13 protein-coding genes and 1 tRNA gene are annotated in these 15,728 nt (G+C 39.2%); 6 read left to right on the top strand and 8 right to left on the bottom strand.

Annotation, left to right across the window (positions count from 1 at the left end; translation table 11 throughout):
• Nucleotides 1–111: 111 nt before the first annotated feature.
• The 4 genes from I6J02_RS04150 to I6J02_RS04135 all read right to left on the bottom strand — a co-directional run bounded on the left by I6J02_RS04150 (nt 112) and on the right by I6J02_RS04135 (nt 3,465).
• Complete coding sequence (locus I6J02_RS04150) at nt 112–1,020, bottom strand: molybdate ABC transporter substrate-binding protein (protein ID WP_201680577.1); 909 nt, start codon at nt 1,018–1,020, stop codon at nt 112–114.
• A 10-nt stretch (nt 1,021–1,030) separates the two neighbouring features.
• Complete coding sequence (locus I6J02_RS04145) at nt 1,031–1,501, bottom strand: DsrE family protein (protein WP_236582280.1); 471 nt, start codon at nt 1,499–1,501, stop codon at nt 1,031–1,033.
• A 1-nt stretch (nt 1,502) separates the two neighbouring features.
• Complete coding sequence (locus tag I6J02_RS04140; protein WP_201680575.1) at nt 1,503–2,480, bottom strand: c-type cytochrome; 978 nt, start codon at nt 2,478–2,480, stop codon at nt 1,503–1,505.
• A 79-nt stretch (nt 2,481–2,559) separates the two neighbouring features.
• Complete coding sequence (locus I6J02_RS04135; protein WP_201680574.1) at nt 2,560–3,465, bottom strand: LysR family transcriptional regulator; 906 nt, start codon at nt 3,463–3,465, stop codon at nt 2,560–2,562.
• A gap of 301 nt (nt 3,466–3,766) precedes the next feature.
• On the opposite strand from I6J02_RS04135, the gene I6J02_RS04130 reads away from it, so the two are divergent.
• The gene (locus I6J02_RS04130; protein ID WP_201680573.1) at nt 3,767–4,129 is read left to right on the top strand and encodes a BlaI/MecI/CopY family transcriptional regulator; all 363 of its coding nucleotides are present in this window, start codon (nt 3,767–3,769) and stop codon (nt 4,127–4,129) included.
• A gap of 5 nt (nt 4,130–4,134) precedes the next feature.
• On the top strand, nt 4,135–5,712 hold the full coding sequence (locus I6J02_RS04125; protein WP_201680572.1) for a M56 family metallopeptidase: 1,578 nt from the start codon (nt 4,135–4,137) through the stop codon (nt 5,710–5,712).
• Between the two features lie 63 nt (nt 5,713–5,775).
• Here I6J02_RS04125 and pth read toward each other — a convergent pair whose 3' ends face one another.
• The 4 genes from pth to I6J02_RS04105 all read right to left on the bottom strand — a co-directional run bounded on the left by pth (nt 5,776) and on the right by I6J02_RS04105 (nt 8,630).
• On the bottom strand, nt 5,776–6,336 hold the full coding sequence (pth, locus tag I6J02_RS04120; protein WP_201680571.1) for an aminoacyl-tRNA hydrolase: 561 nt from the start codon (nt 6,334–6,336) through the stop codon (nt 5,776–5,778).
• Nucleotides 6,337–6,507: 171 nt separating this feature from the next.
• The gene (locus tag I6J02_RS04115; protein WP_201680570.1) at nt 6,508–7,104 is read right to left on the bottom strand and encodes a 50S ribosomal protein L25/general stress protein Ctc; all 597 of its coding nucleotides are present in this window, start codon (nt 7,102–7,104) and stop codon (nt 6,508–6,510) included.
• A 154-nt stretch (nt 7,105–7,258) separates the two neighbouring features.
• Nucleotides 7,259–8,215, bottom strand: a complete 957-nt coding sequence (locus I6J02_RS04110; protein ID WP_003011088.1) for a ribose-phosphate pyrophosphokinase — start codon at nt 8,213–8,215, stop codon at nt 7,259–7,261.
• Nucleotides 8,216–8,559: 344 nt separating this feature from the next.
• Nucleotides 8,560–8,630 (bottom strand) — tRNA-Gln (locus tag I6J02_RS04105).
• Between the two features lie 495 nt (nt 8,631–9,125).
• On the opposite strand from I6J02_RS04105, the gene I6J02_RS04100 reads away from it, so the two are divergent.
• The 4 genes from I6J02_RS04100 (at nt 9,126) to I6J02_RS04085 (ending at nt 15,428) form a co-directional block, all read left to right on the top strand.
• A complete protein-coding gene (locus I6J02_RS04100) occupies nt 9,126–12,149 on the top strand; it encodes a DUF2723 domain-containing protein (protein WP_201680569.1) in 3,024 nt (1,007 codons plus the stop codon).
• Between the two features lie 273 nt (nt 12,150–12,422).
• Complete coding sequence (locus tag I6J02_RS04095) at nt 12,423–13,817, top strand: APC family permease (RefSeq protein WP_201680568.1); 1,395 nt, start codon at nt 12,423–12,425, stop codon at nt 13,815–13,817.
• Nucleotides 13,818–13,916: 99 nt separating this feature from the next.
• Nucleotides 13,917–14,462, top strand: coding sequence for a bifunctional pyr operon transcriptional regulator/uracil phosphoribosyltransferase PyrR (pyrR, locus tag I6J02_RS04090; protein WP_003000438.1), 546 nt, complete (start codon nt 13,917–13,919; stop codon nt 14,460–14,462).
• Between the two features lie 27 nt (nt 14,463–14,489).
• Nucleotides 14,490–15,428, top strand: a complete 939-nt coding sequence (locus tag I6J02_RS04085; RefSeq protein ID WP_003011081.1) for an aspartate carbamoyltransferase catalytic subunit — start codon at nt 14,490–14,492, stop codon at nt 15,426–15,428.
• Nucleotides 15,429–15,728 lie beyond the last annotated feature (300 nt).

Genomic DNA, 15,728 nt, shown 5'->3' with positions numbered 1-15,728 from the left:
ATAACTAAAAGATATCAGAATTTTGTAGCTATAGAAGGATGAGTGGAGAAAGTGGTAAAATACCCTGTTAATTTTAAAATTAACAGGGTATTTTATTGTTAATCGGAGCCATTATACTTCAAATCCGTATTTCTTGTAAATAGCTTTAGCTACCGGAGACTGCAGGTATTTCATAAATGCTGCTGCGGCTTCCGGATTCTTTGCTTTTTTCAGCTTTCCTGCCATATATTTAGCGGTAATATTATGCTCTGCAGGTATTTCGACACCGTCTACAGGATGGTTGATAAGTTTCTGAAATACCACTTCTGAATACCATACCGGAGCGACATCTGCTTTCCCTTCCAATATACGTAAAGGACTTTCCCGGTGGTGAATCCGTGTCAGGTAAGTACTTTCGTCTTTGGTTTTTATATCCATTACTGCAGAGACAAGTTGATCACCACCTGCTTTTCTATAAGCCGTCTTGATTTGTTCACCTACACCTTCCCATGCCGGATTAGGCATGCTTACACGTACATCTCTGCGTTGCAGATCTTCTAACGACCGGATATTCTTGGGATTGTCTTTAGGAACCATCAGGATTAGTTTATTGCGGGCATATTCAATGGTTTGGTCAAAATAATCGGCCATTTCTGTAATGCGTCTTTGCCCCGCAGTATAGATATCTGCTGTATGGGTGAGTTTAAGATTACCTATAGTCAGCGAACCGCCTTGTATTTGTTTGGCGAGAATTCCGGGAGGTAAGGTTTCTACAAAAATACGTTCATATTGCGGATGCTCCTTTTTGAATCCTTTGATCAGGTCATCAATGACCATAAATTGATTGCCGGCAAAGAAAATAACCAATTGCGGATTCTCTATCTCACCGTACAGGTCAGGAATATTATCTATTCCCGGAATAGTAAAATTAACGGCTGATTCTGGTGGCGTATTCCACGGAGGATCAAACCGGTGATCCTGCGCCTGAGCATTAGAGATGATACTCAAACATACTAATATATAGATAACTAATTTGTACATAAACATAAGATTAAGGTTTAATAATAGTCCAGCCTTGCAGGGAACGAATAATAAGTTCTCCGTTTCCGCTAGGAACATAGGCAACGAAATCAAACAGCTGATCTTTGCTGAGGTTCCGCTCTTTTAAGGAATTGAGACACTGCGCCACAATAACACCTCGTTGGATCAGTTTTTTTAACGGCTCTTCAAATTTTGATGAGCTTTTCAGGTAGGCTTCTGTTCCTCCCGAAAAAGTGATGAGCTCAATCTGTAGTTTACCTTGCAAACGCGGGTCATCCAGAGCATTATTGATGTTTCGGATAGCTTTCTCAATAATTTTCGGGTCATTGGTGTCCAGTTGATAGATGGCTTTATAGCTTTTAAGTTTCGCTTCAGCGCCGGTAAATTCTTTGTTTTGTAGTAAAGGATCTTTGCTTTGTGCATACACAGTAGTTATACTTATCAGTATAAGTACTATCAACATCAGTTTTTTGTTCATCATTTTAAAAGTTATAAGGTCCATATTTATGTTGTAATTGACTTATTTGATCATTGAACGGAGGATAAGGCGAATCCTTCGGCTTCTTTTCCAGATTAGGATAATCTTTTTCTTTATTTGCTTTCACGGGTCTGGGAAAGGAGTTGATATAGGCGGCTACATCATACGCTTCTTCATCAGATAATACCGGAGCTTCATAAGTTGCTCCGAGGGGCATATTGGCTTTGATAAATTTAGTTGCTGTCAGCAATCTGGCCATGCCGGCCCCATCATTGTATGAATCGTCTCCCCATAATGGGGGATATTGATATCCTTTATTATTTGCTAATTTGATGCCTTGTCCCGTATTTCCGTGACAACTTTGACACTGTTTCTGAAATATGACAGATCCCGTCTTTGGGTTAGCCGCGCGTTCAGGTATGACGATCTTTACAAAGCCTTGTCCTGCAATTCGCTTGCCTATGGGTGCTTTAGTGCTTATTTGTTTGATATAAGTCACAATAGCGCGCATTTCTGTACTGTTTACATCGATAGCTTGTCCATTCATACTGCGTTCAAAGCATCCGTTGATGCGTTCTTCCAGCGATTCAATCTTATCTTCCCTGCCGATGTAAATGGGAAATACACCGCTCAATCCAATATAAGGAGCTGCAAATGCTTTCGTTCCTCCATTCAGATGGCAATTGGTACAAGCCAGACGATTACCGATCTTTTGTCCATCCTTATAGAAGTAATTGTAGGTTTCCTTAATCAGCTTTTCACCTTCTGCAGCCAGCTTACCTTCGGTATTATCTGCAAAGGAGATTCCTTTATACTGATCAACATGTGTCAGCATACTGTCCGATTGCTCTGAAGCCATTGCCTGAGATAGGGGAGGATGAATAGTGAAATAAAGACTGACTACAATGAAGCAGACCAGTATTATACTTAAAGCGATCACATAGCGGATTATTCTTCCTGATTTTCTTAATTCTTCCTCCATAATTATTAGATTTTGTACAAATCTACCGGAACAAGTAATGGAGTTATAATATCATGTTATTATATGGTATAATGAAATGTTATGAGTAAATATGGTTTTTGTGCTTTTGAATGTATTTTAAAAATGCTTCCGGAAGCCCTGTCAATCCCCCATGCAAATGCGTAATATAGAAATAACGTTCTATATTCAAATCTGTCAATTCTATAATCCGGAGCTGATTCGTATTTAGTTCATTGCTGATGGCATGAACAGAGACAAAAGCAGCCGCCTTACTGTATTTAAGGTATTCCTTGATACTTTCTGTAGATGACAGCGTAATCTCGACCTTTAATTTATGAGTTGCAATACCTTTCTGGCGCAACCTTTCTTCTATAATATCTCTGGTGCCCGAGCCGGTCTCGCGAATCACTAAAGGTATTTCATAAAGATCATTAAGGCTGCATTCTTCTTTGTTGAATAAATGGTTTTCAGCGTTAGTAACCAGTACGATTTCGTCTTTAAGAAAAGGCGTGAACTTTAGGGAGCGGTTGTCTGTAAGTCCTTCCGTTATCCCGAGATGTATTTCTTTTCGTAGTAAGAGTTCTTCAACTCTTTTGGAATTATATTCATATACCTTGATATCATTCTCCGGGCAAGATGCAACGAATTGTGCCAGTATTTTGGGAATGACATATTGTGAAATAGTAGTACTGATACCAATAAACAAGCTGCCGTTTTCTTTTCCGATTATTTTGTTGATTTCATATGAAGCCTGATTGTACTGTTCAAATATAAGCTGAGTGTGATGATAGAGTATAGAGCCTGCTTTGGTCAGCATCAGTCGGTTCCCCAACCGTTCAAAAAGCGGTGTTCCTACAGCATTCTCTATTTCCTGAATATTTTTACTTACAGCAGGTTGTGAAATGAACAATTCCGTTGCTGCTTTTGTAAAATTCAACGTATTGGCAGCCACGTAAAATACCTTAAGTCTATAATCAAATTCCATATTTGCAGAGTGAACTTAGCTGTGTAAATGAATAGTGCTAAGCCCTAAATGAACGTAAAGCTATCAAAAATCAGTTAAACTTAAATCAACCGATAATATTGTTACAATAAAGATAATAAATAGACTTAGTAGAGTATGTGGAACAAATCTCGAATATTGTTACAATAATACATCTGTAAAAATCAGGCTTTGGTACTATATAGGGCTGATTTTCATACGCATTCAAAAAATATTTCTAAAATTATCGTTAGTCTACGAATATTTCGTAATATTGTGTTGTGTTAAATATAAAATCACAAATATGGAAAAGTTAACGATTCAGGAAGAGGAAGCAATGTTATCCATTTGGCAATTGAACGGGGGATTCATTAAAGAAATACTGGACAATATCAAAGGCTCTTCAGTCCCATATACCACACTGGCATCCACGGTCAAAAACCTGGAGCGAAAAAGTTATGTAAAGGCTGTAAAATATGCTAATGCAAAACGTTATGAACCTCTGATCACGGAAGAAGAATATAAGAAGCGATTCATGAGTGGCTTTGTGGGTGATTATTTTAAAAACTCCTACAAAGAGATGGTTAGTTTCTTTGTAAAAGAAGATAAGTTATCTGCTTCCGAGCTGGAAGAGATTATGGATATGATCAAGAACAATAAAAGCTAGTAGCTATGGAAAACCTACTTTATTATAGTATACAGATCAATCTCTTGTTGATCATTGTGTATGTAAGTTACATCGGATTGTTGAAAAATCTGACTTTTTATGCCTTGAACAGGATTTACTTTCTGACAGGTATTATCTTTTCTTTTACTTATCCTTTTTTGGATATCCAGAGTTGGTTTTCAAATCCAATCGTAGTAATAGGCGAATACATCACGATCCTCCCGCAGATGACGGAACCCGCTGTAAAAGAACTGAGTCTGAATGATATTATTATTGGCGTTTTAGTAGCTGGTGCAGTCATTCTGCTCGTGCGTTTTCTGGTGCAGTTAGCAAGTCTTCTACGTATACATATGTATAGCCGGCCTGCACAGTGGAGAACATTTATCTTCCGGAATGTATGGATCCCTATTGTACCTTTTTCTTTTTTGAATAAAATCTATGTCAATAAAAGCCTCCATGAAGATATAGAACTGGCTGATATATTTCATCATGAGGAGATTCATGTGAAAGGAAAGCACAGTTTTGATATTTTACTGAGCGAACTGGCATTAATCTTATGCTGGTATAATCCTTTTGTCTGGTTAATGCGTAAAGCAATCCGTCAGAATCTGGAATTTCTTACCGATCAGCAAGTGCTGAACAGCGGTGTAGACCGTAAGGCCTATCAATACAGTTTGTTGCATGTTACTAAGCAGGGAGCTGCTATAGGTATCAGCAATCAATTTAATTTCAAAACCCTTAAGCAAAGAATTATGATGATGAATAAAAAGCGCTCTTCAAAATTGCAATTGAGCAAGTATGCGTTCATATTACCTGCGTTTATTTTTGCAGGCGCAGCATTGACTGTGAATCAGGCAGAAGCCAGAATCGAAAAGATTGTATCTGTGACCAAAGCGACAGCTTTAGACGTTAGCCTTCCGACACTAAAGCAGGATACTGTAAAAGTGGTAAAAGTTGTTGGAGAGGCCAATGTGGATAAAACTGTTCAGGAGAAAGTCATCATTAATAAAAGGGATACGACACGCAACAAGATCATTATTCGTTCAGCTTCGTCAGGTAAAGAACCTATGTATGTGGTGAATGGTAAAGAAATAACAAAGGAAGATGTTGCGAATATTCAATCTGAGGAAATAACAGCTATTAATGTGTTGAAAGATGCTTCAGCCACATCTCTGTATGGCAAAAAGGCCGAAAACGGCGTTGTAATGATAACACTTAAGAAAGGTACTTCCAGTGTTGTTAATACTGACCAGGCTACTACTTTTAAGAGAGATACAACTGACACGAACGTTAGCGGTAAGGTTACGGGTGTGAGAATTTTGAATAGCAACAGCAAAGACGCAGGGGTATCTCAACTACGTATCCATGGACTAAAAGAAGGTAAAGATCCTATGGTAATCATTGACAATAAAATTCAGGAGGGAAGTAAAAGTTTAAAGGATATAGATCCTAATTCCATAGAATCTATAGAAATTTTAAAAGACGCAGCGGCAACCGTATTGCATGGTAGCAGAGGTGAAAATGGAGTTATTAAGATTACGACGAAGAAGAAACAAATAGAAGAAGATACGGTCAAAAAATAAAAGGAGTTATAAGCGTATCTGATAAAGAGAATAAAAAAGACCGGAAATATTTTCCGGTCTTTTTTATTTATTCATATTGGTCATCGTTAGTTCTATTCCAATATTGATAAAACTGTTGACCATCTGTACGGACCGTTCTATAAGAGCAGGTAACTCTTTCTGCTCATCATTATCAAACGGAGCAAGTACATAATCTGCCTGACGCCCCTTAGCAAAATTGTCACTGATTCCGAAGCGAAGTCTTGGGTATGCCTGTCCTCCACAGAGTGCTTCTATAGATTTTAGTCCGTTATGTCCGGCACTGCTACCTTTTGGTTTGAGACGTATGGTACCAAACGGAAGTGCCAGATCATCCACTATAACCAGAAGATTAGCGATCGGTACTTTTAGTTGCTGCATCCAGAAATTGACCGCCTTACCGCTAAGGTTCATGTAAGTCGTTGGTTTGATAACATAGACGTTATGTCCGCGTTGCTTATATTCTGCATAATATGCATGCTTCAGTGTTGAAAAAGATCCCCCTGCCTGAGCGACCAATTCATCTGCGACCATAAAACCAATATTGTGACGTGTATCCTGATATTCACGTCCTATATTGCCCAAGCCTACAATTAGATAATTCATTTCTTTCTTAAACTTTGTCTGCAAAAATAATAAAATCCTACTTTGTAAGTGGATTTTCTGCTATAAACTATAGGATTCGTGTGGAATAAAGATGAATTCAGACAGTAAAGAAAAAGGCACCGGAATTTACCGATGCCTTTTTGCAATATGGTTGATAATCGTGATTAACGATTATTTTTTACCACCTTTAGCTGCCTTAGCTGCTTCCTGCTCTGCCTGACGCAATGCACGTGACATAACAACTGAAACGATAGTATCGTCAGAGTTGTTTAAGATTTTAGCATCTTTCAACTGAACCTGAGCAACACGTACTGATTTACCTACTTCTAAAGATTCCATAGGAACTTCGATAGATTGAGGCAAGTTGTTAGGAGTAGCTTTAACGCGAAGTGTACGCAGTTTTTGAACTAATTTACCCCCCATTTTAACACCTGGAGAAGTGCCAGTCAATGTTACAGGGATATTTACAGAAACTTCTTTCTCATCATTTAACTCTAAAAAGTCAATGTGAATAACTAAGTCTGTTAAAGGGTGGAATTGAGCGTCTTGAACGATTGCTTTAGATTTTTTTCCATTGATGTCTAATTCTACGAATACAACTTCCGGAGTGTAAAGCACTGGTTTCAAATCAGCTGCGGATACAGATAGGTGTGTCTGAGTACCACTACCGTAAAGAACTGCAGGTACCTGACCTTCGTAACGCAATTCTTTTGCATCTCTTTTCCCTACGTTCTGTCTTGCAGAACCGCTAATAGCAATTGATTTCATGTTTTAATTTATTAAAATTTGAGGTGCAAAGATAGAAATTAAAAAATTAAAAGTCAAAATTAAAAAATCAAAATGCCTGACGTACTGTGTGTCGCAGGAATCTGAAGATCTGATTATATTTAATTTTCCCTCCTGATCTTTGCCCCGGTATATCTTAGTCTACCTGAAAAAGATCAGATATAGAGCTGTGCTCATTTACATTTTTGATTGCATTAGCAAACAGATCGGCTGTAGATAATACTTTGATCTTACTGCATGTGCTCATCTTGTCAGCATCCAGTTTGATGGTATCTGTTACAATCATTTCTGTAAGGACAGAGTTTTCGATGGTTTCGTAGGCTTTTCCTGAAAGTACAGCGTGTGTACATACTGCACGGACAGATTTCGCTCCGTTTTCCATGATCAGAGCAGCTGCTTTAGATAAAGTTCCTGCTGTGTCACAGATATCATCGATCAATACCACATCCTGTCCTGTTACATCTCCGATGATAGACATAGATTCAATCTCATTAGCACGTTTACGGCGTTTGTCACAGATGATAACCTCAGCGTTGAAGAACTTTGCAAATGTACGTGCACGATACGAGCCTCCCATGTCTGGCGATGCGATTGTCAGATTAGGAAGATTCAATGATTTGATGTACGGTACGAAGATGACAGATCCGTCAAGGTGATCTACCGGAATATCAAAGAATCCCTGAATCTGTGCAGCGTGTAAATCCATTGTCATAATGCGGTGAGCGCCTGATGCTGTGATCAGATTTGCGATCATTTTGGCTCCGATAGCTACACGTGGTTTGTCTTTGCGGTCTTGGCGGGCAAATCCGAAATAAGGAACTACTGCAGTAATGTAGTGAGCGGAAGCTCTTTTTGCAGCATCAATCATCAACAACAGCTCCAAAAGATTGTCAGTAGGCTGATTGGTGGATTGGATCAGGAAAACATCGCTGCCACGCACTGATTCATTGTAGAATGGCTGGATCTCTCCGTCACTGAATTTTGATAATGTTTTGTCCCCAAGAGGTTTTCCGTAAGATTTTGCGATTTTTTCTGATAATTCCTGTGTGCCGGAACCAGCAAATAATTTTACGGTGTTAAATTGCAAAGGCATGGTGAGTGTTTTTGTATAAGGATTAGAATAGAATTTACTTCAATAAATTTCTTTATAATGTACTTAAAGTTGTCCCACCTGGATTCGAACCAAGACAAACAGTACCAAAAACTGTCGTACTACCCTTATACTATAGGACAATCGTGGCAAAAGCGCTTGCTGATGTTGGGGCAAAGTTATGTAAATGTTTTATAATCGCAAAGATCACGTTATGCAAATTTAAAGTATTCCGAAAAAACCTTTAAAAATCAATTTCAGAGATGGTTGTGTGTATGAAAATGTGAAGGACAGGGGAGTAACGAATAACAAAAAAAGAGAACCGTTTTTGCGATTCTCTTTTTTTGTTGTCCCACCTGGATTCGAACCAAGACAAACAGTACCAAAAACTGTCGTACTACCATTATACTATGGGACAAACTTATCAGCATAGCCTGCTAATATGTGTCAAAGATAGGCAAATGTTTTAAATAATCAAAACTAAACCGGATCAAAAAACTGTCTGTCGGAGCTGTGAAGGGAATAAAATAAAAAAAGAGAACTGCTTTTGCAATTCTCTTTTTTTGAGTTGTCCCACCTGGATTCGAACCAAGACAAACAGTACCAAAAACTGTCGTACTACCCTTATACTATAGGACAATCACGTCTTGAAACGTTGTGTTTCATTTTGACGATGCAAATATACGGGGCTTTTTTATTTCTCCAAAACTTTTTTTACGAATTTCTATATCGGGTCTGATTTTCAGTAAAATAATTTATTTCGCTCTTTGGCGAAGACCTGATTCGGGGATGTGCAGAGGTTAATATAGCCTTCAGAAATTGAAATTTTGTGTTAAAAAAGCATAATATTGTTCCTAAGTCCGTTTGTATTCCTTATTTTCGGAGCGTATTATCAAAATACCAGCATAAATTTATGAATTATACTAAAATTAATAACCTGCTTGGCTGGCTGTGCGCTATTATTGCTACAGTAGTGTATGTGATGACCGCCGAAAGAACGGTGAGTTGGTGGGACTGTGGTGAGTTTATAGCCTCAGCATACAAACTTCAGATCGTTCACCAACCTGGAGCTCCTTTATTCTTAATGCTTCAAAACATCTTCTCTAACCTTGCAATGGGGGATACGATGCGTATCGCATTCTGGATGAATATCGGTTCTGCTGTTTCCAGTGGATTGACTATTCTGTTTTTATTCTGGACAGTAACGGCTTTAGCCCGTAAAGTGCTGGTCACTCAGGGTGAGGAGATATCTTCCGTCGCATTGATCCAGATTATGGGTGCTGGTATCGTAGGAGCATTAGCATACGCATTTACAGATACATTTTGGTTTTCTGCTGTAGAATCTGAGGTATATGCCATGTCATCACTATGTACTGCCGTAGTATTCTGGGCTATATTGAAGTGGGAGCATCATGCAGATGAACAGGGCGCAGATAAATGGCTGGTATTTATTGCCTATGTAATGGGACTTTCCATTGGTGTTCACTTATTGAATTTATTGGCTATTCCTGCTATTGCATTGGTGATCTATTTCCGCAGAACAAATAAAGCTACTTCAAAAGGGGCTGTCTCCGCCTTGTTATTAGGCGTTGTGATCTTAGGGCTTATACTTTGGGGTATTATACAATTCTCTGTCAAATTCGCAGCTTACTTTGATTTGTTCTTTGTGAATACATTGGGACTTGGTTTCGGTTCAGGAGTTACTTTCTTCCTGCTATTACTGATCGGAGCCTTGATTTTCGGAATTTGGTATTCTGTCAAAAAATTAAAACCGCTGTTAAATATAGCGTTGTTGTGTACTGCATTTGTAATCTTCGGATATAGTTCATTTGCCATGATCATGGTACGTGCAAAGGCAAATCCTACACTGAATAACAGTGATCCGGAGAATGCTTTTACATTCCTGAGCTACCTTAACAGGGAGCAATACGGTGATGAGCCGCTGATGAAAGGTAAATATTTTGATGCCGAACCAATCAGTTCCAAAGAAACTGGTAATGTATACCGGAAAGACGGGAATAAATATGTAGTGGCTAAGAAAAAAGTGGATTATGAATATAGCCGTGAAACGATCTTTCCACGCATATACAGTGACCGAGGTGGCCATCCTATGTATTATCGGGATTACCTTAATTTAGGTGAAAATGAGCAACCTACATTCGGAGACAATCTTAAATTTTTCTTTGGCTATCAGATAGGTCATATGTATGGCCGCTATTTCCTTTGGAATTTTGCCGGCAGACAGAATGATCAGCAAGGCAACGGAACATTTACGGAAGGCAACTGGATCTCGGGTATCAAACAGCCGGTTGATCAGATGCACGTAGGTGGACAGAAGGCATTGCCAACTTCTGTTATTACTGATCCGTCTTATAACAAATACTTCTTCTTACCGCTTATCATTGGTCTGATCGGTGCATTCTGGCATTTCGGCAGAAGACAGCGTGATGCAGGTATTGTCGGACTTTTGTTTTTCTTTACAGGATTGGCTATTGTACTTTACCTGAATCAATCTCCGCTGCAACCACGTGAACGTGATTATGCTTATGCCGGATCTTTCTATGCATTTAGTATATGGATAGGTTTGGGTGTCGTAGCTATAGCAGACTTTCTGAGAAAGAAAGTAGATCCTAAACTGGCCGGATACATTGCTACAGCAATCTGTATCATCGGAGGTCCGGTTATTCTTATTGCACAAAACTGGAATGATCATAATCGATCAGAAAAATATCTGGCTCGTGACATGGCCCGCAATTATCTGGAGTCTTGTGCGCCTAATGCCATCTTATTTACCTATGGTGATAATGATACGTATCCATTATGGTATGTACAGGAAGTCGAAGGATTCCGTACGGATGTAAGGGTAGTCAATCTGAGTTTATTAAGCTCGGATTGGTACATGAAGCAGATGATGCAGAAAGTAAATAACGCGGATGCATTACCTATGAATATTGATCCTGAAAAGATCAAAGACGGAGTCCGTGATATTATTTACTATCAGGATGCCGGTATTCCGGGTTATGTAAATGTTAAAGACCTGTTGACCATCATGTTGTCAGACGATCCTGAGTATAAGGCACAGTTGCAGAGTGGAGAGATGGTTAACTACCTTCCAACAAAGAAAATGTTCCTGCCGGTTGATAAACAAGCGGTACTTGCTAATAAAGTCGTGCCTCAGGACTGGAATGACGCCATTACAGATTCACTCGTGTGGACGTATAATAAAAATATCGTTTCCAGAGCAGAATTGGCTATGATGGCCGTGATTGCCAATAACAATTGGAAGAGACCTGTCTACTTTACTATTACTGTTCCTGATGATAACTATATGGGATTAGACCGTTATCTGGTTTCAGAAGGATTTGCACTTCGCCTAATGCCTGTGGATATGGGCATAAAAGAAGGAGGAGGCCGTGCACTTATAGATCCGGCTGCGGTATATACTAATGTGCTGAATAAATTTAAGTGGGGTAATATTGCTAATGCATCTTATATCGATCCGGATTCTTACCGTTACATTTCACTGTACGTAGGAAGTATTTATGGTGATGCAATCTCTCGTCTGGAGGCACAGGGAAAAATGACCGAAGCCAAAAACCTGGCATTAGATGCATACAAAAATATGCCTAAACGTGTCTATGGTATGCCGGAGACATTGAGTTACTGGACGGTTATCGAAGCATTGTACAAAACGGGTGAAAAACAAAAAGCTGACGAGATACTGTCACGTAACCTGAAATTCATTAAGGAGAATATTGCTTACTACCAGGCTATTGCGGAAACAAAACCGGATCTGGAAGGACGTAATATACAATATGGATTTTATGCGCTATCAAGATATAAAGATATATTAGCAACGCAAGGGAATAATCCGTTGGCAAAAGAAGTAGACGGCCTGATCAATCAGTTGACACAGCAGTATCATATACAGCAATAACAGATTGTCAGCTTGTCAAAATGATATGTTGACACTTTAGTAATGAAATGGAAAGACCCGGATTCGTAAAGAGTCCGGGTCTTTTGTTATTCGGTTCGATCTCATCTCTAAGAAGAAGGTAAAATTCAGATGTTGTATTTCTATTGTTTGGAAGACACAGCCGCTAACAGCTGTAATTTTAGGAGACAGGAATATACAGTATATGGGAAAATAAACTAAAAGTTGGAGATTAGTTGGAGAATATTTGTAAGTTTAGTTCCATAAACCTACAAAATGAAAAATCAATTAAAGCTTTGGGATGCTGTCATGATCGTAATGGGATCAATGATCGGTAGCGGTATTTTTATTGTCTCTTCTGATATTATGCGACAACTGGGGTCTGGTTGGTGGATGATTATTGTATGGTTAATTACAGCGGTAATGACCGTTGCAGCAGCAATATGTTATGGCGAATTATCTGCTCTATTCCCAAAAGCCGGAGGGCAGTATACCTACCTTACAGAGGTTTTTGGAAAAATGACAGGGTTTCTATATGGTTGGAGCCTGTTCACCGTTATCCAGACGGGTACCATTGCAGCTGTAGCTGTAGCTTTTGGTAAGTTTACAGCCTACCTGATTCCGGAGTTAAATAATGCTGCTCCAATATTGCAGTACGGAGATATTAAGATTACCTGGATTCAGATAATAGCGATCTCTATTATCCTCCTGCTTACCTTTATCAACACAAAGGGAGTACAGAGCGGAAAAATTGTTCAATCCATCTTTACGAGTTCCAAGATCCTGGCTTTAGTCGTCCTGATTGTTGGCGGTATCTTTATGATCAGGCAAAACTTTTTTACCGAAAACCTGGCATATGGTCTTCAGGCGTTTCAGAATCTTAAAGGAGAAGGCTGGAAAGAGATTTCAGGGAGTCTGGTCATGGGAGGAGTGGCAGCAGCGATGGTTGGTGCGGTATTCAGCAGCGTGGCCTGGGAAAATGTGACATTTGTTGCCGGAGAGATTGATAATCCAAAGCGAAATGTTGTCCGTGCCATGGTTATGGGTACAGCATTGGTGATGGTGCTTTATTTGTTCTGTAATTTTATTTATCTGGCTGCATTAGGTCGCGATGAAATTGCGTTTGCGGAGAATGACAGGGTCGCAGTAGCAGCAGCTGAAAAGATACTTGGCCATAGTGGAACAATTATTATGGCTATTCTGGTTATGATCTCCACATTCGGCTGTGTCAATGGTATCGTTCTTTCCGGTGCGCGGGTATTCCAGACTATGGCCAAGGACGGTTTGTTTCTGCGTTTGGCAATCACCAATAATAAGCATGGTGTTCCTGAAAAATCACTTTGGATTCAAGGGATTTGGGCTTCCTTATTATGTCTGAGCGGACAGTATGGAGATTTGTTGGATATGATATCTTTTGTGATTGTGCTGTTCTACATGCTGACCGTATTTGGAGTCATGTGGTTAAGATGGAAAAAGCCAAATCTGGAACGACCTTACCGAACGTTCCTTTATCCGTTGACGCCTGTTTTATACTTACTGATAGGAACTGCTTTCTGTATACTGTTGATCGTTTTCAAACCGCAGTATACGTGGCCGGGATTTATTCTGGTCTTAATCGGTGTACCGGTGTATTATTTTATTAACAGACGCAAAAAAGTGGATGTCGGATAAGTGTAACCTTTTTACAGCGATTGATTTTATACAGGAAAAAACAAGAGCAAATTACTCTTTTTCCAAAAAAAATGGTAGGTTTGCCTAAATATTCCTTTAATGAAACAGTCGATTTTATTAGACGGTCCCAAATTTCAAATTACAATCAAGAGACTTTGCCAACAATTGATTGAAAATCATGGTGATTTTTCAAATGCAGCATTGGTGGGTATTCAGCCCAGGGGCACGTATTTAGCTAAACGTTTATCCAAAGAATTGGAAATTATGCTGGGCCATCCGGTTCCTACAGGTATTCTGGATATAACATTTTTCCGTGACGATTTCAGACGTGAAGGTTCTAACCCACTCCTTGCCAACAGTACAGAGATAGATTTTATTGTAGAAGGTAAAAATGTCATTTTTATAGATGATGTGCTATGGACAGGGCGTACCATTCGTTCTGCTATGGATGCTATTCAGGCATTCGGAAGAGCCAAAAGAATAGAATTACTGGTGTTGGTAGACCGCCGTTTTTCACGTCAGATACCTATTGAACCCGATTATATCGGCATACAGGTAGACTCCATCGATTCGCAGAAAGTTGCAGTGAACTGGGAAGAGGTCGACGGTATGGACAGCATTACATTACTGACAGAAAAAAAATAAATATTACAACTCTATAACTTGATATAAATGTCATCTTCAGCAGAACAACTAAGTACACGTCACCTCTTAGGAATAAAAGATCTGAATGAAAAGGATATTAATTTGATTCTCGATACCGCTGCGAACTTCAAAGATGTCCTCAACCGTCCTATTAAGAAAGTGCCTTCTCTTAGAGATATTACTATTGCCAATGTGTTTTTTGAGAACTCCACACGCACAAGATTGTCGTTTGAGTTGGCTGAAAAAAGACTTTCTGCGGATACTATCAATTTTGCCGCTTCATCATCATCGGTGAGTAAAGGGGAAACACTGATTGATACGGTCAATAATATTTTGGCAATGAAGGTCGATATGATTGTTATGAGACACCCCTATGCCGGAGCTGGAGTATTCCTGAGCAAGCATGTGGATGCACAGATTGTTAATGCCGGAGACGGAGCACATGAACATCCGACACAGGCATTGTTAGATTCGTTCTCTATTCGTGAACGTTACGGAGATGTTGCAGGGCGTAAAGTGGCGATTATAGGAGATGTTCTGCATTCCCGTGTAGCCTTATCTAATATTCTTTGTCTTCAGAAACAAGGTGCGGAGGTAATGGTCTGCGGACCGACAACTTTGATTCCGAAATATATACAGTCTTTGGGCGTAAAAGTTGAGCATGATCTTAGGAAAGCACTCAACTGGTGCGATGTTGCCAATATGTTGCGTATACAGCTAGAACGTCAGGATATTGCTTACTTTCCATCTCTGCGTGAATATTCCATGCTTTACGGATTAAATAAGGAAATCCTGGATTCATTGGATAAAGAAATCATCATTATGCATCCTGGCCCTATTAATCGGGGTGTGGAGATCACTTCTGATGTTGCCGACAGTAAACATTCTATTATCCTTGATCAGGTCGAAAACGGAGTTGCAGTACGGATGGCTGTACTCTATTTATTAGCAGGTAAAAGAGGATAATAAAACTCAAAATAATGATATGATCAAACGCCACTGGCCCTAAGCCAGTGGCGTTTGATTTTACAGAGATGTTTAGAGATTTTATCATCTTAATTTTCCGCTGTTCATAAGATATTTAATACGGTGTTTAAGGGGTAATTAGTCCTGTGATTGTCTTTGTATAGGAAGATATAATGGGAACGATAAGGAAAAGAAATATCCTGCTGATTTTTTTTGAGAGGGTATATTTTTTTTGTTAAATGTACGTTATAGTATCAGTTCCTAACAGGTGTTAATAACTTTTGAGGAAAACTTGCTTAT

Source organism: Sphingobacterium spiritivorum (genome assembly GCF_016725325.1).
Classification (GTDB): domain Bacteria; phylum Bacteroidota; class Bacteroidia; order Sphingobacteriales; family Sphingobacteriaceae; genus Sphingobacterium.
This window is presented reverse-complemented; position numbering and strand designations above follow the sequence as displayed.